Raw genomic sequence first — 23,570 nt, forward strand, 5'->3', positions numbered from 1 at the left:
TTGCCTGCAAGCTGATTAAATCAAATGATTTAATTAAATCAATCGTTTGATTGTCATGGTTTAATCAAACTCATGACTTCAGCCCTGCCCTTATCGCCGTCACCACCGTTATCGCCGCCCATTGAACCGCCCAGCCAGGAAACGCGCGGTCAGCGTGCTGACGGCACCAAGGCCCGGCAGAACCTGCTGCACACCGCGCTCCGGCTGTTTGCCGAAAAAGGCTTCAGCAAGACATCGACGCGCGAGATTGCCCTGGCCGCCAGCGCCAATATTGCCTCGATCAGCTACTACTTCGGCGACAAGGCGGGGCTGTACCGCGCCGCGTTCACCGAACCAATGGGCTGCACCGAGGACCAGCGGGCGCTGTACGACCAGCCCGATTTCACTTTGCGGCAATCGCTGCAGGCGTTTATCGGCAGTTTTTTGGCACCGATGAAACAAGGCGAACTGGTGCAGCAATGCACGCGCCTGCACTTTCGCGAAATGCTGGAGCCGACCGGCTTGTGGGCCGAGGAAATCAACAACGACATCAAGCCCGCCCACGCCGCGCTGGTGGCGGTGCTGGCCCGCCACTTGGGGCTTTCGGCGGCGGACGATGGCCTGCACCGGCTGGCCTTCAGCATCACCGGCCTGCCGCTGCAGCTTTTCATCGGGCGCGACTGCGTGCAGGCCATCCGGCCCGAGCTGATCGAGCAGCCGGAGGCGATTGACGCCTGGGTCAGCCAGATGGTGCTGTATGCCGAAGCCATGGTGAACATCGAAGCGGCGCAGCGCCAGCCGCCGCCGGCCTATCAGGAACAACCAGAAAAATCATGACATCACGCTTGAGAACCCCTTCACGCCTGCTGATCGGCCTGCTGCCCTTGTGGCTGGGCGCCTGCGCCACGCTGCCCGCGCCGCCGCTGGTGTCCGCGCCCGTTCCGCCGCAGTGGCAGGCGGCGCTGCCGCACCAGGGCTCGCTGACCGATCTGAGCCAGTGGTGGCGGCAGCAGGGCGACCCGGTGCTGGCCGAGCTGATTGCCGCCGCCCAGGCCGTCAGCCCGACGGTGGCGTCGGCGCGCTCGCGCATCGAGCAGGCGCGCGCCGCCCGGGTGACGGCCGGCGCCGCCTTGCTGCCGACGCTCGATGCATCGGCCAGCCTGAGCCGGGGCCGCTCGCTGCAAAGCATCGGCTCGGACAGCGTGCCGGTGGTGACGACGGCGCAGGCCGGGCTGCAGGCGGCCTGGGAATTGGACATGGCGGGCGGCAACCGTGCCAGCCTGGATGCGGCCGCGCAGCGCCTGCTGGGCGCCGATGCGCAGTGGCACGAGGCACGCGTGTCGGTGGCCGCCGAGGTCGCCAACCAGTACGACAGCCTGCGCAGCTGCCGCGCGCTGGCCGATGTGACGCAGCTGGATGCCGCGTCGCGCCAGGAAACCGCGCGCCTCTCTGGCCTGAGCAAGCAGGCAGGCTTCACCGCGCCCGCCACCGACGCGCTGGCCCGCGCCAGCGCCGCCGATGCGCGCGGCCGCGCTACGCGCCAGGCCGCGCTGTGCGAGCTGGACCTGAAGGCCCTGGTCGCCCTGAGCGGGCTGGCGGAGCCCGATTTAAGGCAAAAACTGGCTCCTGCGCAGGTGGAACGGGCGCAAGCAGCTATTGTTTCAATAGCATCCGTACCTGCCGACGTACTGGCCCAGCGGCCCGACGTGTTCAGCGCCGGGCGCGAAGTCGCGGCCGCCAGCGCCGATGTGGGCAGTGCGCAGGCCGCGCGCTACCCGCGCCTGGGGCTGAGCGGCTCCATCGGCGCCACGCAGGCGCGCGCCCTCGGCACCACGGTCACCCTGGACACCTGGTCCATCGGCCCGCTGAGCCTGAGCCTGCCTTTGTTTGACGGCGGCCGGCGCGCCGCCGATGTCCAAGCCGCGCAGGCGCGCTACGCCGAAGCCGCCGCCCTGTACCGCGCCAAGGTGCGCCAGGCGGTGCGCGAGGTCGAGGAAGCGCTGGTCAGCCTGCAGAGCACCGACGCACGCCAGGGCGATGCCGAAGCGGCGGTGGCCGGCTACCGCGCCGCCTTCACCGGCACCGAAGCGCTGTACAAAAACGGCCTGGCCAGCCTACTTGAACTGGAAGACGCCCGCCGCACGCTGCTGACGGCTGAAATCAGCCGCGTGTCGCTGCAGCAGGAGCGCAAGGCGGCCGGCGTGGCGCTGTACCGCGCCGTGGGCGGCGGCTGGACGCCGGCGCTGGCGCCGCTCCAGGCCGGCGTCGCTGCCGTTTCGCCGACTCCCGCCTCCTCCCAATAGCCCACCAATAGCCCGATAGACCGGCCCCGGCCATCCTCCTGACTGAGCTTTCACCATGAACAAACCCACCGCCAAGTCCGTCATCGCCGCCGCCATCGCCGTGCTGGCCGTCGCTGCCGGCGCTTACTTTTTCACCTCAAGCCAGCGTGATTCAACCGCAGCCAGCCCGCCCAAGGCCGCGCCCAAGCCCGCGCTGACGGTGACCGCCGCCCTGCCCGAATCGATCCGCCTGCCGATCACGCTGGCGGCCAACGGCAACATCGCCGCCTGGCAGGAGGCCGTCATCGGCGCCGAATCGGCCGGCCTGCGGCTGACCGAAGTGCGCGTCAACGTCGGCGACGTGGTCAAGGCCGGCCAGGTGCTGGCGACGTTTTCGACGGACAGCGTGCAGGCCGACGTGGCGCAGGCGCGCGCCAGCTTGCTGGAGGCCCAAGCCAACGCGGCCGATGCCGCCGCCAACGCCGAGCGCGCGCGCAGCCTGCAAAGCTCGGGCGCGCTGAGCGCGCAGCAGATCAACCAGTATTTGACGCTTGAGAAAACCGCCAAAGCGCGCGCCGAAGCCGCGCAGGCCGTGCTCGGCGCGCAGCAGTTGCGCGGCCGGCAGACGCAGGTGCTGGCGCCCGACAGCGGCGTGATCTCGGCGCGCAGCGCCACCGTGGGCGCGGTCGTCGGCAACGGCGTCGAGCTGTTTCGCATGATCCGCCAGGGCCGGCTGGAGTGGCGCGCCGAGGTCACCTCCAGCGAACTGGGCCGGATCAGGGAAGGCCTGCCGGTCAGCGTGGTTCCGGCCAGCGGCGGCGAGTTGCGCGGGCGCGTGCGCATGCTGGCGCCCAGCGTCGATCCGCTGACGCGCTCGGCGCTGGTCTATGTCGATCTGCCATCGGCCGCCAGCAAGGGCTCGACCGCCAGGGCCGGCATGTTCGCGCGCGGCGAGTTCGACCTGGGCGCGTCCACCGCGCTGACCATCCCGCAGCGCGCGCTGGTGGTGCGCGACGGCTTCAACTACGTGTTCCGGCTGGGCGACGGCAACCGCGTCAGCCAGCTCAAGGTGCAGACCGGGCGGCTGGCCGGCGAGCGCGTCGAGGTGGTGTCGGGCTTGATGCCCGATGCGCGCATCGTTGTCAATGGCGCGGGCTTCCTGAACGACGGCGATCTGGTCCGCCTGGGCCAGGAAAATGACTCAAATCAGCCTCCTGCGCAGGCTGCATCTGCCTCAGTAGCTATTAAAAATGGAGCAAACCCATGAACGTCTCCTCCTGGTCGATCAAGAACCCGATTCCGGCGGTGATGCTGTTCGTGCTGCTGGCCTTTGGCGGCATGCTGTCCTTCAACGCGATGAAGGTGCAGAACTTTCCCGACATTGATTTGCCCACCGTCAGCGTCTCGGCCTCGCTGCCGGGCGCGGCGCCCGCGCAACTCGAAACCGAGGTCGCGCGCAAGCTCGAAAACTCGATTGCCACCGTGCAGGGCCTGAAACACATCATGACCAAGGTGCAGGACGGCGGCGTCAGCGTCACCGCCGAATTCCGCCTGGAAAAGCCGGTGCAGGAAGCGGTGGACGACGTGCGCTCGGCCGTCGCCCGCGTGCGCTCGGACCTGCCCGCCGACGTGCGCGACCCGGTCGTCACCAAGGTCGATCTGGCCGGCCAGCCGATCCTGGCCTTCACGATTGCCTCCAGCCGCATGGACGCCGAGGCGCTGTCGTGGTTTGTCGATAACGACATTTCGCGCAAGCTGCTGGCCGTTCGCGGCGTCGGCGCGGTGAATCGCGTCGGCGGCGTGACGCGCGAGGTGCGCGTGGCGCTGGACCCGTCCAGGCTGCAAGCGCTGGGCGCCAGCGCCGCCGACATCTCGCGCCAGCTCAAGCAGGTGCAGACCGAAAGCGCGGGCGGGCGCACTGACTTAGGCGGCAGCGAGCAGCCGGTGCGCACGCTGGCCACCGTCAAGTCGGCGCAGGAATTGGGCGCGCTCGAACTGGCGCTCAGCGACGGCCGCAGGATTCGCCTGAGCGATGTCGCCACCGTCAGCGATACCGTGTCCGAACCGCGCTCGGCCGCGCTGCTCGACGGCAAGCCGGTGGTCGGTTTTGAAGTCGCGCGCAGCCGGGGCGAGAGCGAAGTCACCGTCGGCGCGGCCGTGCAGGCGGCGCTGAAAGACCTCAAGGCCCAGCACCCCGACCTGGTGCTGACCGAAGCCTTCAACTTCGTCCAGCCGGTGCAGGAGGAATACGACGGCTCGATGCATTTGCTGTACGAAGGCGCGATTCTGGCGGTGCTGGTGGTCTGGCTGTTTTTGCGCGACTGGCGCGCCACCTTTGTCTCGGCCGTGGCGCTGCCGCTGTCGGTGATTCCGGCCTTCATCGGCATGTCGATGCTGGGTTTTTCGATCAACGTCATCACGCTGCTGGCGCTGTCGCTGGTCATCGGCATTTTGGTCGATGACGCGATTGTCGAGGTCGAGAATATCGTGCGGCATCTGCGCATGGGCAAAACGCCGTATCAGGCGGCGATGGAGGCGGCCGACGAGATCGGCCTGGCGGTGGTCGCCACGACCTTCACGCTGGTCGCGGTGTTTTTGCCGACGGCCTTCATGAGCGGCATTGCTGGCAAGTTCTTCAAGCAGTTCGGCTGGACGGCGGCGCTGGCGGTCATCGCCTCGCTGGTGGTGGCGCGGGTGCTGACGCCGATGATGGCCGCGTATATCCTGAAACCCATCGTCGGCGACCACAAGGAGCCCGGCTGGCTGAAGATTTACATGCGCGCGGCCGCCTGGTGCCTCAAGCACCGCGTGGTCACGATGGTCATGGCGACGCTGTTTTTTGTCGGCTCGATCTTGCTGATTCCGCTGCTGCCGACCGGTTTCATCCCGCCCGACGACAACTCGCAGACGCAGGTTTATCTGGAATTGCAGCCCGGCTCAAGCCTGAAGCAGACCGAAGCGGCGGCTGAACAGGCGCGGCTGATGATTTCAAAAGTCGAGCATGTGCGCAGCGTGTACACCACGATTGGCGGCGGCACGGCGGGCAGCGACCCGTTTGCCGGCTCGGGCGCGGCCGAAACCCGCAAGGCCACGCTGACCGTCCAGCTGGCCGAACGCGGCGACCGGCCGCGCAAGCAGGGCATCGAGAACCAGATGCGCAGCGCGCTGGAGCAGTTGCCCGGCGTGCGCAGCAAGGTCGGTCTCGGCGGATCTGGCGAAAAATACATCCTGGTGCTGACCAGCGAAGACCCGCTGGCCCTTGGCGCCGCCGCGCGCGCGGTCGAAAAGGACTTGCGCACCATTCCCGGCCTGGGCAGCGTGGCGTCGAGCGCCAGCCTGATCCGCCCCGAAATCGCCGTGCGGCCCGACTTTGCGCGCGCCGCCGACCTGGGCGTGACGAGCAGCGCGATCGGCGACACGCTGCGCATCGCCACGCTGGGCGACTATGACGTGTCGCTGCCCAAGCTTAATTTGTCCGAGCGCCAGGTGCCCATCGTCGTCAAGCTGGCCGACGCGGCGCGCCGGGACTTGAGCGTGCTGGAGCGGCTCTCGGTGCCGGGCGCCAAGGGGCCGGTGATGCTCGGCCAAGTCGCCACGCTGGAGATCGCCAGCGGCCCGGCCATCATCGACCGCTACGACCGCTCGCGCAACGTGAACTTCGAGATCGAGCTGTCCGGCCTGCCGCTGGGCGACGTGACCAAGGCGGTGCAGGAACTGCCCGCCGTGAAGAACCTGCCCGCCGGCGTGAAGGTGGTGGAAATCGGCGACGCCGAGGTCATGGGCGAGCTGTTCGCCAGCTTCGGCCTGGCGATGCTGACCGGCGTGCTGTGCATCTACATCGTGCTGGTGCTGCTGTTCAAGGACTTTTTGCACCCGGTGACGATTCTGGCGGCGCTGCCCTTGTCTTTGGGCGGGGCCTTCGTCGGCCTGCTGATCGCGCAAAAGAGCTTTTCGATGCCCTCGCTGATCGGCCTGATCATGCTGATGGGCATTGCCACCAAGAACTCGATCTTGCTGGTCGAGTACGCCATCGTGGCGCGGCGCGGACACGACGGCAGCGACGGCCATCCGGTGGTCGCAGGCATGAGCCGGCGGGACGCGCTACTGGACGCCTGCCACAAGCGCGCCCGGCCCATCATCATGACCACGCTGGCCATGGGCGCCGGGATGCTGCCGATTGCGCTGGGCTTTGGCGCGGCGGATTCGAGCTTTCGCTCGCCGATGGCGGTCGCCGTGATCGGCGGGCTGATCACCTCGACGGTGCTGAGTTTGCTGGTGGTGCCGGCGGTGTTTACGTATATGGATGACCTGGAGCAGTTCAGCCGGCGCATGGCGGGGAAGCTGCGGGGGAAGCCGGTTGAGGCAGTAGCGGTGCGGGTTGGGGATGTGGCGCCGTGAGAGGAACCCCTATGCACCGCGCCCTTGTCCCTCTTCTCGTAGCAGTTCTCTGCGCTCAGCCTTATGAGACAGTCTCAGCTGAAAGTCAGTGCTACGGAACGGTCAGCAAGGGCCGAATTGAAGACAGCGTCAAGCTTCCATCCGGTGGGTCCAACTTCTCCGCTTACAGCATGCTGGGAACTGCCATAGGTCGCACGCATGTCCACTCAAAGGTTGCAGAGGTCATCGTCACGGCTTACGCGGCGCTCGCTGCAGCCGATCCATCTGCACGCTTTGTATACGGGGAAACGGGTTGGCCTTCAGGTGGCCGTATTCGTCCGCATCGCACCCATCAGAATGGCCTGTCTGTTGATTTCTTTGTCCCAGTGCGAAACGCTGCTGGGAAATCTCTGCCTCTGCCAACAAGTATTACCAATCGGCTCGGCTACGACATCGAGTTCAATGCGATCGCAAACTATCACGAGTACGGCATTGACTTCTTAGCCATGTCTGAACACCTTTACCAATTACATGTGGCCGCCAAATCCAAAGGTGTAGGTATTTCTCTGGTCATTTTCGACAACGCTTTCTTGCCACAGCTGTTCTCTACACCGCACGGCCCTTACCTCCAGCAGAACCTGCCATTCATGAAAGGCAAGCCTTGGGTGCGCCATGACGAGCATTACCACGTTGACTTCAGTGTCCCGTGCAAGCCGAATGCGGGCTAAGCCTTCCGCGAGTTCAGGACAACCGCCCAATGACAAATTTCTAATGCAATTAGCCTTCTGCGCAATCAGGATATGCACAATAAGCTATTAATTTAATAGCAAATCTCACCCCGAAGTATCATCCCCGCGAATCTTCTTCACCAGCGCAGTCGTCGAATAGCCATCGACAAACGGAATCGCCAGCGCCTGCCCGCCGTAGGCTTTCACTATCGCCGTTTCGGCCAGTTTGTCCATGTCGTAGTCGCCGCCCTTGACCAGCACGTCGGGCTTGATCTCGCTGATCAGCTCCAGCGGCGTGTTCTCGTCGAACCAGGTCACCAGGCTGACCGATTCGAGCGCGGCGATCAGCACGGCGCGGTCTTCCTGCCGGTTCAGCGGGCGCTCCGGGCCTTTGCCCAAGCGCCGGGCCGAGGCGTCGGTGTTCAGCGCCACCACCAGGCTGGCGCCGAGCTGGCGCGCCTGCGCCAGGTAGGTCGCGTGGCCGCAGTGCAGCACGTCGAACACGCCGTTGGTGAAGACGACGGGAGGCGGCAGCGCGGCGACGCGGGCGGGTGCGTCCTCGCGGGCGACGATCTTGTCCAGAAATGCAGGAGGCTTCATGAAACGTGGGGTGTGGCGCCGGGCTCCGGGGACGCGGCCATCTGGCGCCCCAGTTCCTTGCGGTAGTGGTTGAGCTGCTGGACGGTCTTGAAAGGCTGGCCCAGCAAAAGCCCCAGATTGTGCAGGATGCGCTCGACCACGCGGCTTTCCCACGCCGCATCGAAGCAGATTTGCGTGTCCAGCCAGTGTTCCAGCCACTCGGGGTCGGGCAGGCGACTCTGGACGGTATCGCGCGGGAACAAAGCTTTGTTGACATGCAGGTTGGTCGGATGCAGCGCTTGCGAGGTACGCCGCGCGCTGGCCATCAGCACGCCGACCTTGGCGAAAGCCGCCCGGGCCGCGATGCCGGACTGGCCGATGGCGCGCTTCATGTAGCGCAGGTAGGCGCCGCCGTGCCGCGCCTCGTCCTGGCCGATCAGAGTGTAGATTTGCTTGATGACCGGCTCGGTATGCCATTCGCTGGCGCAGCGGTACCAGTGGTTCAGGCGAATCTCGCCGCAAAAATGCAGCATCAGGGTTTCGAGCGGCGGCGCGGGCTCGAACTCGAAGCGCACCGCGTGCAGCTCTTGCTCGGTCGGCACCAGCTCGGGCCGGAAACGCCGCAGGTATTCCATCAGCACCAGCGAATGCTTTTGCTCCTCGAAGAACCAGATCGACATGAAGGCCGAGAAATCGCTGTCGCCCCGGTTGTCGCGCAGGAACATCTCCGTCGCCGGCAGGGCCGACCACTCGGTGATCGCGTTCATGCGGATGGTCTGGGCCTGCTCGTCGGTCAGCAGCGAACCGTCAAAAGCGGACCACGGGATGTCGGTGTCCATGTTCCAGCGCACGGCTTCGAGCTGCTTGAACAATTCGGGGTAAAGCATGGGAACTCCTTCGCCGGCAGATACTCAATTGATCCTGTGCTGGATGCAGCGCTTGTCTGGATATTCATTGGATTTTAGGAACGGACTGTGACAAGCAACGCCATCAGGGCCTTTGCAGCACAGCCAGCCCGGGCAGCAAAAAATCTGAATCCAGTCGCAAGCCCCCCTGCGTATAAACGTAAATCATCATTTTTAATGTAAGCACGCCATGGACGCTTTTCCCCTCCCCTTTGTGGCTTGGGCGCTCATCGCCAGCGCTGCGCTGGCCACTTTCCCCGCAGGCGCGGCCAGTTCCGATGCGCCGTCCTGCCCCGCGCTTTTGCAACAAAACGTGCTGCGCCTGCAGGATGAAAAACCGCAGTCGCTGTGCCAGTACAGCGGCAAGGTCGTGGTGGTCGTCAACACCGCCAGCTTTTGCGGCTTTACCCCGCAGTACAAGGGCCTGGAAGCGCTGCATGCCAAATACCAGGGGCGCGGCCTGGTGGTGCTGGGCTTTCCGTCCAACGATTTCTCTCAGGAAACCGGCAGCAACAAGGAGATTGCCGACTTTTGCGAGAACACCTTTGGCGTGAAATTCCCGATGTTCACCAAGACCCGCGTGACCGGCAAGGACGCCAGCCCGCTCTTTAAACAGCTGGCCGACAAGACCGGCACCGCACCGCGCTGGAACTTCTACAAATACATCATTGCGCGCGACGGCACGGCGGTGGCCGCCTTCAATTCCATGACCGACCCGGCAGGCGGCAAGTTCGTGGCCGAAATCGAAAAGCAGCTGGCCAGGCCATGAGCCCGGCAAGCCCCTGCGTACAGGCTGCAAAACGCTTAACAAAAATTTACCGAAGCCTTTTCCGGCAAGCAGGAACTCGTTTAGGCTGTCTTCAGTCTTATTGCTTATATCGTTTACCTTGTATCAAGCCTTGCGCAGCAATACACGAACAAGGTAACCACCGTTTCATTGTTGCGAAGCCTTTCCGGCCATCCAGGCCGGTCTGCATGTCCGGGGCGGTTTCACTCCTCCCTCACTCCCTTGTTCGCACCGGGACGCTTCGCAACATTTTTATCTCCGGGGCAGCGGCATGCGCAGTCATGGCCGCGCTCCCGCAGGGGTCGCGCGCGGCTTCAGCCCGCCGGCACTTCCACGAAGCTCGGGCGCAGGGCGAGCTTTTGCTGCAGCTTGGCCAGCTTGGGATGGTTTTCACGCCAGGCGATCTCGGGGAAGCGAAAGTCCAGATAACCCAGTGCACAGCCGACCGCCACATCCGACAGGCTGAAATGAACGCCGCTGCAATACGCCTTGTCGCCCAGGCCCTTGCTCATGGCCTGCAGCGCAGTGTCGATTTTTCCCATCTGCCGCGTGATCCAGGCGTCGCAGCGCTGCTCGGCGCTGCGGCCGGACCAGGTCGCCTCCAGCCGGGCCAGCAGGGCGGCATCCATGATGCCATCGGCCAGCGCCTCCCAGGTCTTGACCTCGGCGCGCTCCCGGCCCTGCGCAGGAATCAGCTTGCCCACCGGCGACAGCGTGTCCAGGTATTCGACGATGACGCGCGAGTCGAATATCGCCTCGCCCGCCTCCATGATCAGGCTGGGCACCTTGCCCAGCGGATTGGAGATACTCATGGTTGAATTTTCGGCCCAGACATCTTCCAGTACAAACTGGTAGTCGAGCTTTTTTTCTGCCATGACGATGCGCACCTTGCGTACATAGGGGCTGGTGGCGGATCCGATGAGTTTCATGATGAAGTTAAGTTCTTGTCGTGGTCCGGGAGATGGTAGATTCTATCGAGTCAAGACACGGCTTGAATAACATGGCGGCAGGCCATGAAGATATGCAGTTTTTCATCCATTAAACCGGCGCCAAACCCCTGGCCAGCGCCGCCTACAATCACACCCCATGAGCTTTTCACCCATCAACGCCCTGTCGCCGCTGGACGGCCGATACGTCGCCAAACTCGCCACCCTGCGCCCCCTGATGTCCGAGCAGGGCTATATGCACCGCCGGGTCCAGGTCGAAATTGCCTGGTTCATTGCGCTGTCAGACGCCAAATTCGCCGAATTCAAGCCGCTCAGCCCCGGCGCGCGCACCTATTTGCTGGGCCTGGTCAAGAACTTCTCCGAAGCCGACGCCTGCGCCATCAAGACGATTGAAAAAACCACCAATCACGATGTCAAGGCCGTCGAATACTGGATCAAGTCCAAATTCGAAGCCCGGCCCGAGCTGCAGGCCGCCAGCGAATTCGTTCACTTTGCCTGCACCAGCGAAGACATCAACAACACCAGCCAGGCCCTGCAGCTCAAGAGCAGCCGCGAGCAGGTCGTGCTGCCGGCGCTCGACAAGGTCATCGACAAGCTGCGCCAGCTGGCGCACGCGCATGCCGACGTGCCCATGCTCAGCCGCACCCACGGCCAGACCGCCAGCCCGACCACCGTCGGCAAGGAAATCGCCAACGTGGTGGTGCGGCTGGTCAATACCCGCGAAAAGATCGCCGGCATCAAGCTGATGGCCAAGATGAACGGCGCCGTGGGCAACTTCAACGCCCACCTGGCCGCCTGGCCCGACTTCGACTGGGAAGCCTTCAGCCGCCATGTGATTGAAACGCCCGAGCCGCTGGGCCTGGGCCTGACCTTCCAGCCCTACAGCATCCAGATCGAGCCGCACGACTACATGGCCGAGCTGTTCGACGCGGTGGCGCGCACCAACACGATTCTGATCGACCTGGCGCGCGACATCTGGGGTTACGTCAGCGTCGGCTACTTCAAGCAGCGCCTCAAAGAAGGCGAAATCGGCTCCTCGACCATGCCGCACAAGGTCAACCCGATTGACTTTGAAAACGCCGAGGGCAACCTGGGCCTGGCCAACGCGCTGCTGCGCCACATGAGCGAAAAGCTGCCCATCAGCCGCTGGCAGCGCGACCTGACCGACTCGACCGTGCTGCGCAACATGGGCGTGGCGCTGGGTTATGCCGTGCTGGCCTACAACTCGCTGTGCATCGGCCTGAACAAGCTCGAACTCAACAACGAAGCGCTGGCCGACGACCTGGACAATTCATGGGAAGTGCTGGCCGAGCCGATCCAGACGGTCATGCGCCGCTACGCCGTAGCGGGCGCCTACGAAAAGCTCAAGGAAGTCACGCGCGGCAAGACCGTCCGGCCCGAAGACCTGCACGGCCTGATCCGGTCGCTGGAAATCCCCGACGCCGCCAAGGAACGCCTGCTGGCCATGACGCCGGGCAGCTATGTCGGCATGGCGGCGGAACTGGCCAAACGGGTGTAAGCGGGTTTCAGCGGATTCCTGAACATTGAAAACGGGCTTTGAACAGCCCGCTTTTTTTGTGCCCGGCGCCAAGCTGCAGCGCTCAGGCCAAACCTGCCGGCATGGCCGTTCCGCAATGCCAGCACTGCTCGAACCCGCCTTCCACCGTTTCGCCGCAGCGGCACAGCCAGCGGCGCTGCGGCATGTTCTGCAGCGCGTCCAGCAAGGCGCGCGCGCCGGCTTGCTCTTCGTCGTTCGTCAGCCAGACTTCGGGCTGGCACTGGTCGGGCGGCAATTCGCCCGCCACGCTGCCCAGGAAATAGCGCTGCATGCTGGCTGAATAACCGGCCTGCTGCAAGGCGTCCACCCACAGCGCGGCGATGGCAATATTCGGGGCACGGGTCAGGCGAAGCATGCCGGCAGTGTAGCGCTTAAATACGGATCACTCTTAAAATGATAGCTGCCAGCGCACTGTGCATATGCGCAAACACCCTATTTTGCTTAAAAATGCACCGGCAAAACTACTTTTTTTCCAGCGCCCGGTCGGCATAACGGCCAAAACGCCAGGCCGTGGCCTCCTGGGTGATGCGCCGCCAGGTGATTCGTTTTTCAACCGCACTCATCGCCAGCCAGTGCTGCACCTCTTCAAAAGTGCGGCCGCAGCCCTTGCACAATGCATCGCCCTGGCTGGTCGAGCAGATGGCGATGCACGGCGTGTCGGCCGTGGTGTCGTACCAGGCATGCCAGGCCGCCAGCGCCCCGGCCGGAAAATCGGCTTCGTCGGCCGTGTCCTGGTGCTCGAACACCATGCGCGCATACACGCCGGCCAGGGCGCGCACCTCGGGCGCCAGCGTCACGCCGTCGGCCGAGGGGTGTTTGCCGCGCCAGTAATTGATGGCGGCTTCGATGTCGATGATGTGGATGCCGGGCATGGGAGCATGGGAAGAAGAAAAAAAAGCAAAAGGCGCCGCGGGCAACATGGCCTGGGCCGGGCGCCTGATTATCGGCCGGTCGGCCGCCCTGTTCCGGGGGCCGGGGAAATCCGCAAAAGACCACAGCAATTGCAATGAAATACCAAGTCCTGTCCAATACCGGCTTCGAAGGGGAGTAACTCCCTGGTTGTTGCGGGGCCTGTTTCATCCACAGCCCGCCACAACCGCTTCGGCAAGTCGTCAATACGAAGTTCACGCTTCCGGCTTGCCGGGCATGCAGCCCTGCTGCAGGCCGAGCCAGACCTTCGATTGAAACCGGTGCAGGTTCAATCGAGGTGTTCGTGGCGTTTGAAAAATCCCATCCACAACTTCGCCTGGCCCTGTCCGGTTTCACCCCTGCGGACAGCCGTTCATCCGGCTGTCCACCCTTGAAACCTGAATCTGGAAAGCCTGCGCAATGGAATTATTTTCAACCCCCTGGTGGTCGGCCCTGCTGGCCATCATTTTGATTGACCTGGTACTGGCCGGCGACAACGCCATCGTGATTGCGCTGGCCGCGCGCAACCTGCCGCCCCATCTGCAGAAAAAAGCCATCGTCTGGGGCGCTGCCGGGGCGATCGTGGTGCGCTCGGTGATGACCATCGGCGTGGTGTGGCTGCTGAAAATCCCCGGCCTGATGCTGGTCGGCGGACTGGGCCTGCTGTGGGTGGCCTACCAGTTGCTGGCCGACCAGGGCGACAAGGAACATGACGGTCCGGTGGCCAGCACCTTCTGGGGCGCGATGAAAACCATTGTGATCGCCGACGCGCTGATGGGCATCGACAACGTGCTGGGCGTCGCCGGTGCGGCGCATGGCGCGTTTGACCTGGTCGTCATCGGCCTGCTGGTGAGCGTGCCCATCGTGGTGTTCGGCAGCACCATGGTGCTCAAGCTGGTCGAGCGCTTCCCCGTCATCATCAAGATCGGCGCGGCCGTGCTGGCCTTCACCGCCGCCAAAATGATTGTCGGCGAGCAGCTGCTTGACCGCATCTATGGCGGCCCCGCCGCCTTGCCGTCCGCGCAGTCCCTGCATACCGCCGCCGAGTGGGCCACCTATGCCGCCGCCGTCGCGGGTGTGCTGGCCGCCGGCTGGTGGGCCAACCGCCGCGCCCAGGCGACACGCCAGTCGGCCTGAGAGGCCTTGAGCGCCCCTTGAGCTGCCGTTGATGCCAAAAATCGGCAGTGGTATTCTGGCGCCATGAAACTTCTCCTCAAATGGCTGCTCAGCGCCGCCGCCCTGCTGGCGGTGGCCTACCTGTATTCGGGCGTGGTGGTGACCAGCTTTACCGGCGCGCTGATTGCGGCGGCGGTGCTCGGCGCGCTGAACATGGTGGTGCGCCCGGTCCTGGTGCTGCTGACGCTGCCGGTGACGGTGATCACGCTGGGGCTGTTCCTGTTTGTCGTCAATGCCCTGATGTTCTGGGCGGCGGCCAGCCTGGTCAGCGGGCTGAACGTCAACGGCTTCGGCGCCGCGCTGCTGGGCTCGCTGATCTACTCGGTGCTACAGCTAGCGATTGACTTTGTCCTCGAGCGCCTGCTCTTTAAGGATTGACTCGACCTGCCGGGTGCGGGTGTCGATGATCGAGCCTTCCACATAATCGGCGCTGGCCGGGCTGCTGCGCATCAAGCCCTGCGCCGCCTTGAAGCGGTCCAGCGCAGCGGCGTAGTCGAGCTGGGCGGCGCGGCTTTCGGCATCGGCCCGGATCGCCCGCACCGGCTGGTTTTGCTGGCCGCAGGCAACGGCCAGCAACTGCCAGGCCATCGCATCGCGGGGATGGACGGCCACCCAGGTCTGCAGCGCCTGCGACACGTCCGGCGCGCGGCTGGCCGCCATCAGCGCCTTCGCCTGCAGCAGCAACTCGGCCCGCGAGCCGGCCTTGCCGATGTCGGCCGAAGCTGCGGAAGCCGGTATCTTGCCCTCCAGCAGATCGACCTCGATGGCCAGCAGTTCGACGGCCTTGCCAGCCGGCCCCGTGTCGGCGGTGAGCGGCTTGAGCCGGCCGAGCAGGTTGCGCGCCGCCGAAAAATCACGCAGCTGGGCAGCAGCGAAGGCGCCGCCATACAGCGCGCCAGCATCGCGGACCGTGGCCGCCGACAACGCTGGCGCCGCCGGCTGCGGAGCGGGCAAGGCCGCCGCCCTGCGCTGGCCCTCGGCCAGCATGGTGCGCAGCGCATCCACGCCGGGAACGGCCAGGATGCGGGCGCGGGCGGCCATCATCGCGTGCAGCTGCTGCGTGCGGCTCTCGGCGGCCAGCTTCTCGGGTGACGGCTTGGCCGCTGCCGATGCCAGCTGCACGCGGGCCTGCGCCTCGGCGATGCGCTCGGTGGTCAGCGGGTGCGAGCGCAGGTAGGGAAACGAGCCGTTGTCATTGAGCCGGTTGGCCTGCTGCAGCTTTTCGAACATGCCCGAGACGCCCCGGCTGGCATAGCCGGCGCCCTCCATCACGCCAAAGCCGACGCGGTCGGCCTCGCGCTCCATGTCACGCGAAAAATTCAGCTGCCCCTGCGCCGCCAGTGCCTGCCCGCCGACGATGGCCGCGCTGCCCGCGTTGGGGTTCTTGTTGGCCGCCAGCACCCCCAAAATCATTGCCGCAATCATCCACGGCGCCTGCCGGGACTGCTGCGTCATCAGCCGCGAAATATGCCGCTGCGTGACATGGCTCATTTCATGGGCCAGCACGGCGGCCAGTTCATCGGCGCTGCCCACGGTGCCGATCAGGCCCAGGTGCACGCCAAAATAGCCGCCGGGCAGGGCAAATGCGTTGATGCTGCGGTCGCGGATCAGGAACAGTTCCCAGGCAAAGCGCTCATCGAGTTCCGCCGGCAGCTCGCCCCGCGCGCGCGCGGCAGCCATCAGCGGCTGCCAGATGCCCTGCAGGTAGTCCACCAGCACCGGGTCATCGACATAGTCGGGATCGCGGTAAATGCTGACGGCAATGCGGTCGCCGATGCGCCGCTCGGCGGCGGCGGACAGCTCGGAGTTGTCGCCCAGCGACGGAAGCGAGCCGGTTGCACGGCCAGGCGCGGCGCCCGCCGTCTGGGCCACCGAGATGGAAGAGGCAGCCGTGCCAAGCACAAGAACCAGCACCAGCCGGCGCCAAGCCCGGCGCGGTTTTGGCCGAGCATTTTCAGGACAGTTCGATGAAGTCAAAAGCAATCACTTTCAAAGCGTGAATGGACATGCGGGCAAGCTCTTATGATCATGCATAGTTGCAAAGGTTCTGTATCCCCATGACGACATCTTCTTCACCCCTCACCCATTTTGACGGCCAGGGCCAGGCCCACATGGTCGATGTCGCGGCCAAGGCGGCCACGCACCGCATCGCCGTTGCTCAGGGCCGCATCGAGATGAAACCGGCCACGCTGGCCCTGATTCTGGCTGGCAACGCCAAAAAAGGCGATGTGCTGGGCATTGCGCGCATCGCCGGCATCATGGCGGCCAAGAAAACCAGCGACCTGATTCCGCTGTGCCATCCGCTGGCGCTGACCCGGGTTGCTATTGAATTTATAGCTACTTCCGCAGATGATACAAGCGCAAACAGCCTGATTGATGATGAAACGGGTAGCGTGAGCTGCACCGCCACGGTCGAAACCGTCGGCCCGACCGGCGTCGAGATGGAAGCGCTGCTAGCGGTCACCGCCGCCCTGCTGACGATCTACGACATGTGCAAGGCGGTGGACCGGGGCATGACCATCACGGATGTGAAGCTGCTGGAAAAGCATGGCGGGAAGTCGGGGAGCTTTGTCGCCGGCAGCGCTTGAAAGCGCTGTGCGGGACAGGTGTTACCGACCCGCATTCTTGCTGGCCCAGCGCGCATGGTCTTGCGGAAAAGCCGCCCGGTAGCGCGCCAGATACTGCAGGGCTTCGTCATCGCGCCCCAGCATCACCGCGCTTTCAATCACCTTTTCAATCACGCGCGGCTCGGGCGAGTAATGCAGCATGTCCCTGGCCAGGTCGTAGATGGCGGCGGCATTGGCAGGCGTGAGCGGCGTCATGCTCAACTCCGCAAAACGCGCCTGATTGCGGAACAGCCGGCTGCCGCGCACCTTGTCCAGCGTATCTTCGCGGTAGGCGGCGCTGCGCTTGTCAGGCAACAGGTAAATCTGGCTGACGCGGTGATAGCTGATGGCCACGCACGCCAACATTACTATCATAGTGATAGCAGCTAGCGACCGCAGGTATTGCGCAAAAGGCCTTTTTTGCTTGGATTTTTCGTCCAGACCGTCAACATCAGCATCAGGCAATGGCTGATTTTCGCGTCCGATTGAAAACAGCAGCCAGGCACTCAACCCGGCAGCGATCTGGAACGGCCCGTACCACAGCGGATATTCCAGCAGGCTGTGCAGCCCGATGACCGTCAGCACGCCCCAGGCCGTCTGCCGCACCGGATTTTGTTCGCGCCACGGCTGCGCGCGCCACGCCAGCCAGCCCAGGGCGCCGGAAATCGCCATGGCGGCCGGAACGCCCAGTTCCACCGCCAGGTGCAACGGCAGGTTGTGCGCGTTGTCGAGGATTTCGCAAAAGCGCGGCCCCGGGTACAGCGTGATGAAGTGGGCATAGTCCAGCTCGCCCCAGCCCCAGCCCAGCCACGGTTTTTGGGCAATCAGCGTCAGCACGTTGGCCCACAATACCTTGCGGCTGGAGCAGCCCGGCGATTTGACCAGCCGGCCAAACAGGCCATCGCTGTGCAATCCGGTCGCCAGTTCCAGCAGCCACGGCAGCATGAGCACGGCGACGCCATAGGCCAGCAAGGCCTGCGCGGCAAACACCGGCAGTCGCCATCGGCGGCCCGGCAGCGCCCACCAGGCGGTGAGAGCGGCAATCAGCAGCCATTGCAGCAGGCCGGTGCGCGAACTGCTGGCGGCATTGCCCAGCGCCAGCAGCAGGCCCAGCAGGCAGGCCCACCACGGCATGCGCCATTCCTGAACCTGTTGCTGACCCGCGGAATTTTCCCGTTGCGCCCGCCAGCCGATCAGGACGAGCAAACCGATGCTCGTCAGCGTGGCGAACTGGTTGCGCTGGCGCAAGTTGGCGAACGCCTCGCCGGCCTCCGTCTGGCTGATCCATGGGCTCAAGGCAGGCGCCAGGCCAAAGTACTGCGTCAAGCCGATGAGCACGCTGAGCGCTGCGGCGATCAGCCAGCCAGCGGTGACCAGTCGGGCATTGAGCCGATGCCGGAAAGTCCAGAGAACGATCGCGCACAGGGCTGAAAGCAGCAGGGGCCAGACGTTGGGCGTGGGGCCTGCGGTGTAGGGGTTGAGCCAAGGGAGGAGCAGGAACGTGCCCAGCCAGCAGGCTTGGATAGAACGATGATTCAAGGCGGGCAGCAAATGGGGAGCCGAACTGGATTTGACGGAAAACGGGTATTTTGACTCGTTCGATGGAGTGAAACCCATTTTCGGACATGTCCCTGCTGGGTACGGATTTGTTTCAAAAGCTGCGTTGCTTGCCTTGCATCTTCAGCCGCTCCAAGCGTCTAGGGAAAAAATGCCTCTTTAGAATCCGTCACCGCGCAAAAAGCCCTGAATTTGGGCCTGTTTGTCGAGCACGGCTATCCAGTCCTGCCGGGCTACTACGGGCAGATAGACCCACTGCGCCATGTCGGCTCCTTTTTCAAGCGCCAGCTTGCGGGCAGCGTCCTGCTGGTCAGGATGCTTTTGCAAAAACACCGCCAGAGGTTTGGCACGTTGCAGCGATTTGAGGGCTGCTGCACCTTCATAAGGCAGGTAAAACTCGGGCCGCTCGGCATAGTCGCGACCGCCTTGCACGGATTCAAACAGCACTGTCTTGCGCTCCTCTTCATCCTTAGGGCCACGGATCGCCACGGTAATTGGCCCGGACATCCAGTGCGGCTGAAGAGCATCAGCAAGCTCTGATATTGAGGTGCCGCGCAAATCAGGGGTGGCAATGACCTTAAAGCGGTCAATTTCCTGCACCAGAAACAAGGGTCGGGCCTCCCATACCGTCCATAGCCCGTAACCCAAAGCGCCAAGCTGAATTAAAGCCACCAGCCCGAGATCGCGCCACAGCTCGGCACGGGGCTTGGCGGGGTTAAAAAGCACCATGGTCAACAATGGTCCGCAAACCACATCCACCGCGACGACCAGCATAAACAGTTCTCGCCCACCCGACAACTCTCGGTAGGGAAAGGGATACCACAAGCCGAACACCAAGGCAGCAGCCAGCGCGGCCACCCCCACGCTGCACATTAAATGAATACTGGCGGCTTCAAAGGCGGCACGAAAGCGAACAGAAGTGGTCATAGACGCGAAGAGATAGAAAGTATCGTGATGATTTTTACCCAAAAAAAAGAGCGCCTAAGCGCTCTTTTTTGGCTAAAGCCTAATTAACGACATTCGCCTGGTGCAAGCCTTGCGGGCAGCGTGCCAGCAGTGCCAATCAGCGTACCAACAGCGCCAGCGGCGCGGCAACGCCATTTAACTGGTTCTGCTGGTGGGGTAAAAATGCCAGTGCCTACCGGCAGCAGCGCAGGAGCGGCTTGCGTTCCGGTGTAAGGATTGAGAGTGAGCAAATTCGTCGCCGCAACTTGGACACGCGTTGTGTAATTAATGGAAATTACGCCTGTAGCAGGAGCAATAGTCAAATTCAGTACATTGGCCGTCGGTACAAAAGGCACAACATTAAATCCCGTGTTGTAACCGGTAGCTACAGCTACATCCGCACCACGTGCTGCAAACTCAGCAACATTAAGCTTTGCAGCAGCAGCCAAAGACAACCCTTCAGTTGTGCGGGCACGAATCGTGTAATCCTGGTAAGCAGGCAAAGCCACGGCAGCCAAAATACCAATAATCGCCACAACGATCATCAATTCGATCAGGGTGAAACCCTTTTGCATGGAACGCTTCATGAAAAACTCCTAGGTTGAAAGAAACTTGCCATCAACTAGTGCAGGTTGTGTGCCAAGTTCTTAAAGCTCACTTAAGCCAGACAGATCGTGATTTTTTTCACAAGTGATACGTAAAAGTTACTTTTTTCGGCTCTGACTCATAAAAGTCACGACATTTTTGTCACTTCATTCGCTTTGAGGTTTCCAATAGTTGCTGAAATTTTCTTCATCTCAGCATTCTGTTTGGATGACCTGCCGTTTGAAACATCTTGGCGATGAAGGCATGTTCCTGTCTCCGTTTATTCCAGTTCATGGCAAAGGCCCCTTGCGCTCATGCAGATTGATAGGGCTATCCCGATTCAAAAAAGAAAACCTCTGGATGAACCCGACCGCGCCTCAATGCACCACGAACTGCATCTGCGCCCCAGCTAGTTCAATCCTGTCGCCATCCCTGAGCGCAATGGCTTCGATGCCCACAGCCACGCCGTTCACCTTGGGTTGGCTGGCGCCGTCCACATGGGCAATGACAAAACCCCTGGGGCCTTTGGTGATGGTGGCTACGGCCACGCCGGGCTTGCCAAGCGTGGTCACCGGCTTGACCAGGGCCATTTCACGGCCGGCGGCGGCACCCGACATGACCTTGATGGCGCCATTGACAGCGCTTGCGCCCGCATTGGCTTCATCGACGTACTGAATTTTGTATTTGCCGATTTCGACGATGTCGTCGTGGTGCAGTTGCTGCTTCTTGACCGTCTTGCCGTTGACATAGGTACCGTTGGTACTGTTGAGGTCTTCAATGTAGCCTTCGTTGCCCGACATCTGCAAAACGGCATGCTCGCCGCTGACGGCCATGTTGTCGATAACGATGTCGTTGTACGGCCTGCGGCCCAAGGAGGTCCGGTCTTTGGTCAACTGGACTTCCTTGAGGACTACACCGTCCAGGGAAATGATCATTTTCGGCATGGCCGACTCCTCTGAGTTTTGAAATACTTGGTCACTGCGCTATTTTCCCAGCATTCTGGACAGCAGGCCGCGCCTGGATTCGTCTTCGGTGGCGTGCACCAGCAAAACAGAAATATTGTCGCGCCCGCCGCCTTCGTTGGCCGCGTGCACCAGTTTCAGGGCTTTTTGCCGCAGTGTGCCGGAGGCATGCAAAATTGCGGCCAGGACGCCATCCGGGACCATGTCCGACAGGCCGTCCGAGCACATCAGGTACACATCACCCAGTTCTACCCGGTATTCGTTGATGTCAATCAGGACCGAATCTTCAACTCCCAGGGCGCGCGTGATCAAATTCTTGTAGGGTGACGTCAGGGCCTGCTCGGGCGTCATCAATCCAGCGTCGATCTGCTCCTGCAGCAGCGAATGGTCCTTGGTGATTTGTTGAAAGGCCTGGCCGCGCAGGCGATAGCAGCGGGAATCACCGACATGACCCAGGACCAGTCGGCCTTCGACAAAAACACCCGCCACCAGCGTGGTGCCCATGCCCTCATAGTCGGGATTGGAACAGGCTGCACTGAAAATCGAGTGATTGACGTTGTGCACGCAGGTTTCCAGGGTCCGGCGCAGTTCCCTGGCAGAGGCACGGTTGCCGGCCTGTAGCAGCCAGGAGCCCAGTTCCTGCTTGATGAAGGTGACGGCCATGCCGCTGGCAATCTCGCCCGCGTTGTAGCCGCCCATCCCGTCGGCCAACAGGCACAAACCCGTCTGCGGATCAAACGCGACAGCGTCTTCATTGTTTTGGCGTACCCGGCCCTGATCCGTTTGAGCGAAAATTTCGTACGTCATGAGTGCTGGGTTTGACCTCTGTCTGGGTGGTTACCCCAAGTGGCCGGCGGTGGTTTAGTAACCAGTCTATTTGACCAACTGATTGCGCCAAGCCGGATTAACGCTGGACGTTAACAGAGCACAAAGCACCCGACAAGGAATTATTGCGCGATTTCAGCCCGCTTCAGCCGGCTTTTGACGTGCCTGCATCACTTTGCCAATCACCAGCACCAAGAGCGCACCCGCAGCAGCCACGGCATAACCCAAGAATGCCGATTCGGGCAGATAAGGCTTGATGGCCGGGTCGGAGTAAGCCATCTGGCCTGCAATCCAGCCCAGCAGCATGGCGCCCAGCGTAATGACGACAGGAAAGCGCTCCATCAGCTTGAGCACCAGCTGGCTGCCGCCGACGATGATGGGAATGCTGACCAGCAGGCCAAAGATGACCAGCGGCAACTGGTGCGTCTGGTGCGCGCCCTGCGCGGCACCGGCAATGGCCAGGACGTTGTCCACGCTCATGACCAGATCGGCAATGATGACGGTCTTGACCGCGCCCCAGAGCTTGTCGCTTGAACTGACATTGTGATCGCCCTCGTCTTCGGGCTGCAGCAGTTTCACGCCAATCCACAGCAGCAAAACGGCTCCGACAATCTTCAGGTAAGGAATGGCCAGCAGGGCCAGCGCAAAGGCAATCAGGATCACGCGCAGGATGATGGCACCCGCAGTGCCATAAATGATGCCTCGGGTCCGCAGCTTTCCGGGCAGGTTGCGGCAAGCGAGGGCAATAACCACCGCATTGTCGCCACCCAGCAGAATGTCGATCATGATGATCTGGCCGACCGCCAGCCAAAAACCCGCCGTCATGAACTCTTCCATGGAAACCTCTTGAGAAATGAAAAAGACCGATTGTCAGCGATGACAACCGGCCTGTCTGTTGTGGCTAACCGCAATAGGCGCTAACTTGCGCCAGCGCGTTGCAGGGATGCGCGTTTATTTCAGCAGAGCCTTGAGCAATTTCGCCATTTCGGACGGGTTGCGCGTGACGGTGAAGCCGCACGCTTCCATGATCGCCAGCTTGGCATCGGCCGTGTCGGCACCGCCCGAGATCAGGGCACCGGCATGGCCCATGCGCTTGCCGGCAGGCGCGGTCACGCCGGCGATGAAGCCGACGATAGGCTTTTTCATGTTGGCTTTGCACCATTCGGCCGCTTCGGCTTCATCGGGGCCGCCGATTTCACCAATCATGATGACGGCGTCGGTGTCCGGGTCGTCATTGAAGGCTCGCATCACGTCGATGTGCTTCAGGCCATTGATCGGGTCGCCGCCAATGCCGACGGCGCTGGACTGGCCCAGACCGATTTCGGTCAGCTGCGCCACGGCTTCATAGGTCAGCGTGCCGGAGCGGCTCACGACGCCGATGCGGCCGGCGCGGTGGATGTGACCGGGCATGATGCCGATCTTGATCTCGTCAGGCGTGATCAGGCCGGGGCAGTTGGGGCCGAGCAGCAGGGTTTTCTTGCCACCAGCGGCTTCCTTGGCCTTCATGCGGTTGCGCACTTCGAGCATGTCCTTGACCGGGATGCCTTCGGTGATGCAAATGGCCAGGTCCAGGTTGGCTTCAACAGCTTCCCAGATGGCGGCAGCTGCGCCTGCGGGTGGCACGTAAATCACCGACACCGTGGCGCCGGTCGCCTGGGCGGCTTCGGTCACGTTGGCGAAAATCGGGATGCCTTCGAAGTCTTCGCCGGCTTTCTTGGGGTTCACGCCGGCCACGAACGCTTCACGGCCGTTGGCGTACTCGCGGCACATGCGGGTATGGAATTGACCGGTCTTGCCGGTAATGCCTTGCGTGATGACTTTGGTGTTTTTGTTGATGTAGATGGACATGTGTGGTTCTCCGGC

Annotated in this window: 23 protein-coding genes; 10 read left to right on the plus strand and 13 right to left on the minus strand. The window is 62.9% G+C overall.

The features are described from left to right. The first annotated feature begins 72 nt into the window (after positions 1–72). The 5 genes from ABLV49_RS19625 to ABLV49_RS19645 are packed head-to-tail and all read left to right on the plus strand — an operon-like array spanning position 73 to position 7,366. Positions 73–816 carry a CerR family C-terminal domain-containing protein gene (locus tag ABLV49_RS19625; protein ID WP_349279114.1) on the plus strand — a complete coding sequence of 248 codons (744 nt, stop codon included), beginning with the start codon at positions 73–75 and terminating at the stop codon, positions 814–816. Beyond that, complete coding sequence (locus ABLV49_RS19630) at positions 813–2,282, plus strand: efflux transporter outer membrane subunit (protein WP_349279116.1); 1,470 nt, start codon at positions 813–815, stop codon at positions 2,280–2,282. The genes ABLV49_RS19625 and ABLV49_RS19630 overlap by 4 nt, the downstream gene beginning before the upstream one ends. A 55-nt stretch (positions 2,283–2,337) precedes the next feature. Next, positions 2,338–3,528: an efflux RND transporter periplasmic adaptor subunit gene (locus tag ABLV49_RS19635; protein ID WP_349279118.1), complete on the plus strand. Its 1,191-nt coding sequence runs from the start codon at positions 2,338–2,340 to the stop codon at positions 3,526–3,528. After that, positions 3,525–6,659 (plus strand): efflux RND transporter permease subunit, encoded by a 3,135-nt coding sequence (locus tag ABLV49_RS19640; RefSeq protein WP_349279120.1) that lies wholly within the window; start codon positions 3,525–3,527, stop codon positions 6,657–6,659. The genes ABLV49_RS19635 and ABLV49_RS19640 overlap by 4 nt, the downstream gene beginning before the upstream one ends. Positions 6,660–6,670: 11 nt before the next feature. Continuing rightward, the gene (locus ABLV49_RS19645; RefSeq protein WP_349279122.1) at positions 6,671–7,366 is read left to right on the plus strand and encodes a penicillin-insensitive murein endopeptidase; all 696 of its coding nucleotides are present in this window, start codon (positions 6,671–6,673) and stop codon (positions 7,364–7,366) included. 105 nt (positions 7,367–7,471) lie between these two features. Here the strand turns inward: ABLV49_RS19645 and rfaE2 are convergent, their stop codons facing one another. Together rfaE2 and ABLV49_RS19655 are read right to left on the minus strand one after the other, a co-directional pair. Beyond that, positions 7,472–7,966 (minus strand): D-glycero-beta-D-manno-heptose 1-phosphate adenylyltransferase, encoded by a 495-nt coding sequence (gene rfaE2 / locus ABLV49_RS19650; RefSeq protein ID WP_349279123.1) that lies wholly within the window; start codon positions 7,964–7,966, stop codon positions 7,472–7,474. Continuing rightward, positions 7,963–8,832 (minus strand): ferritin-like domain-containing protein, encoded by an 870-nt coding sequence (locus ABLV49_RS19655; RefSeq protein WP_349279125.1) that lies wholly within the window; start codon positions 8,830–8,832, stop codon positions 7,963–7,965. Before ABLV49_RS19655 ends, rfaE2 begins: the two co-directional genes overlap by 4 nt. Before the next feature lie 208 nt (positions 8,833–9,040). On the opposite strand from ABLV49_RS19655, the gene ABLV49_RS19660 reads away from it, so the two are divergent. Further along, positions 9,041–9,619 (plus strand): glutathione peroxidase, encoded by a 579-nt coding sequence (locus tag ABLV49_RS19660; RefSeq protein ID WP_349279127.1) that lies wholly within the window; start codon positions 9,041–9,043, stop codon positions 9,617–9,619. Positions 9,620–9,951: 332 nt separating this feature from the next. On the opposite strand, the gene ABLV49_RS19665 is transcribed toward ABLV49_RS19660, so the two are convergent. Then, positions 9,952–10,566, minus strand: a complete 615-nt coding sequence (locus ABLV49_RS19665; RefSeq protein ID WP_349279129.1) for a glutathione S-transferase N-terminal domain-containing protein — start codon at positions 10,564–10,566, stop codon at positions 9,952–9,954. A gap of 157 nt (positions 10,567–10,723) precedes the next feature. On the opposite strand from ABLV49_RS19665, the gene purB reads away from it, so the two are divergent. Next, positions 10,724–12,103 (plus strand): adenylosuccinate lyase, encoded by a 1,380-nt coding sequence (gene purB / locus ABLV49_RS19670; protein ID WP_041376831.1) that lies wholly within the window; start codon positions 10,724–10,726, stop codon positions 12,101–12,103. A gap of 82 nt (positions 12,104–12,185) precedes the next feature. Here purB and ABLV49_RS19675 read toward each other — a convergent pair whose 3' ends face one another. Both ABLV49_RS19675 and ABLV49_RS19680 read right to left on the minus strand, forming a co-directional pair. Continuing rightward, entirely contained in the window at positions 12,186–12,497 is a 312-nt protein-coding gene (locus ABLV49_RS19675) for a hypothetical protein (RefSeq protein WP_011803277.1), read from the minus strand. A gap of 106 nt (positions 12,498–12,603) precedes the next feature. Beyond that, entirely contained in the window at positions 12,604–13,014 is a 411-nt protein-coding gene (locus ABLV49_RS19680) for a DUF3717 domain-containing protein (protein ID WP_349279131.1), read from the minus strand. Positions 13,015–13,471: 457 nt separating this feature from the next. Here ABLV49_RS19680 and ABLV49_RS19685 point away from each other — a divergent pair, with 457 nt between their 5' ends. After that, on the plus strand, positions 13,472–14,188 hold the full coding sequence (locus ABLV49_RS19685; RefSeq protein ID WP_349279133.1) for a TerC family protein: 717 nt from the start codon (positions 13,472–13,474) through the stop codon (positions 14,186–14,188). Positions 14,189–14,251: 63 nt separating this feature from the next. Beyond that, entirely contained in the window at positions 14,252–14,605 is a 354-nt protein-coding gene (locus ABLV49_RS19690) for a phage holin family protein (protein WP_011803280.1), read from the plus strand. On the opposite strand, the gene ABLV49_RS19695 is transcribed toward ABLV49_RS19690, so the two are convergent. Further along, positions 14,561–16,144: a M48 family metalloprotease gene (locus ABLV49_RS19695; protein ID WP_349281819.1), complete on the minus strand. Its 1,584-nt coding sequence runs from the start codon at positions 16,142–16,144 to the stop codon at positions 14,561–14,563. The two genes, ABLV49_RS19690 and ABLV49_RS19695, sit on opposite strands and share 45 nt — an antisense overlap. Before the next feature lie 140 nt (positions 16,145–16,284). On the opposite strand from ABLV49_RS19695, the gene moaC reads away from it, so the two are divergent. After that, complete coding sequence (gene moaC, locus ABLV49_RS19700; RefSeq protein WP_349279135.1) at positions 16,285–16,815, plus strand: cyclic pyranopterin monophosphate synthase MoaC; 531 nt, start codon at positions 16,285–16,287, stop codon at positions 16,813–16,815. A 21-nt stretch (positions 16,816–16,836) separates the two neighbouring features. Here moaC and ABLV49_RS19705 read toward each other — a convergent pair whose 3' ends face one another. The 7 genes from ABLV49_RS19705 to sucD form a co-directional block, all read right to left on the minus strand. Next, positions 16,837–18,372, minus strand: coding sequence for a PglL family O-oligosaccharyltransferase (locus ABLV49_RS19705; protein ID WP_349279137.1), 1,536 nt, complete (start codon positions 18,370–18,372; stop codon positions 16,837–16,839). Between the two features lie 177 nt (positions 18,373–18,549). Beyond that, positions 18,550–19,317 (minus strand): TfpX/TfpZ family type IV pilin accessory protein, encoded by a 768-nt coding sequence (gene tfpZ / locus ABLV49_RS19710; protein WP_349279138.1) that lies wholly within the window; start codon positions 19,315–19,317, stop codon positions 18,550–18,552. 83 nt (positions 19,318–19,400) lie between these two features. Further along, positions 19,401–19,922, minus strand: a complete 522-nt coding sequence (locus ABLV49_RS19715) for a pilin (RefSeq protein ID WP_349279140.1) — start codon at positions 19,920–19,922, stop codon at positions 19,401–19,403. Positions 19,923–20,297: 375 nt separating this feature from the next. Beyond that, complete coding sequence (locus ABLV49_RS19720; protein WP_349279142.1) at positions 20,298–20,864, minus strand: FHA domain-containing protein; 567 nt, start codon at positions 20,862–20,864, stop codon at positions 20,298–20,300. Between the two features lie 39 nt (positions 20,865–20,903). After that, positions 20,904–21,689: a Stp1/IreP family PP2C-type Ser/Thr phosphatase gene (locus ABLV49_RS19725; RefSeq protein WP_349279144.1), complete on the minus strand. Its 786-nt coding sequence runs from the start codon at positions 21,687–21,689 to the stop codon at positions 20,904–20,906. Positions 21,690–21,842: 153 nt separating this feature from the next. After that, on the minus strand, positions 21,843–22,544 hold the full coding sequence (locus ABLV49_RS19730; protein ID WP_349279146.1) for a TerC family protein: 702 nt from the start codon (positions 22,542–22,544) through the stop codon (positions 21,843–21,845). Positions 22,545–22,658: 114 nt separating this feature from the next. After that, on the minus strand, positions 22,659–23,555 hold the full coding sequence (gene sucD / locus ABLV49_RS19735) for a succinate--CoA ligase subunit alpha (protein ID WP_349279148.1): 897 nt from the start codon (positions 23,553–23,555) through the stop codon (positions 22,659–22,661). Between the last annotated feature and the right edge of the window lie 15 nt (positions 23,556–23,570).

This window comes from Polaromonas hydrogenivorans (genome assembly GCF_040105105.1).
GTDB classification, from domain to species: domain Bacteria; phylum Pseudomonadota; class Gammaproteobacteria; order Burkholderiales; family Burkholderiaceae_C; genus Polaromonas; species Polaromonas hydrogenivorans.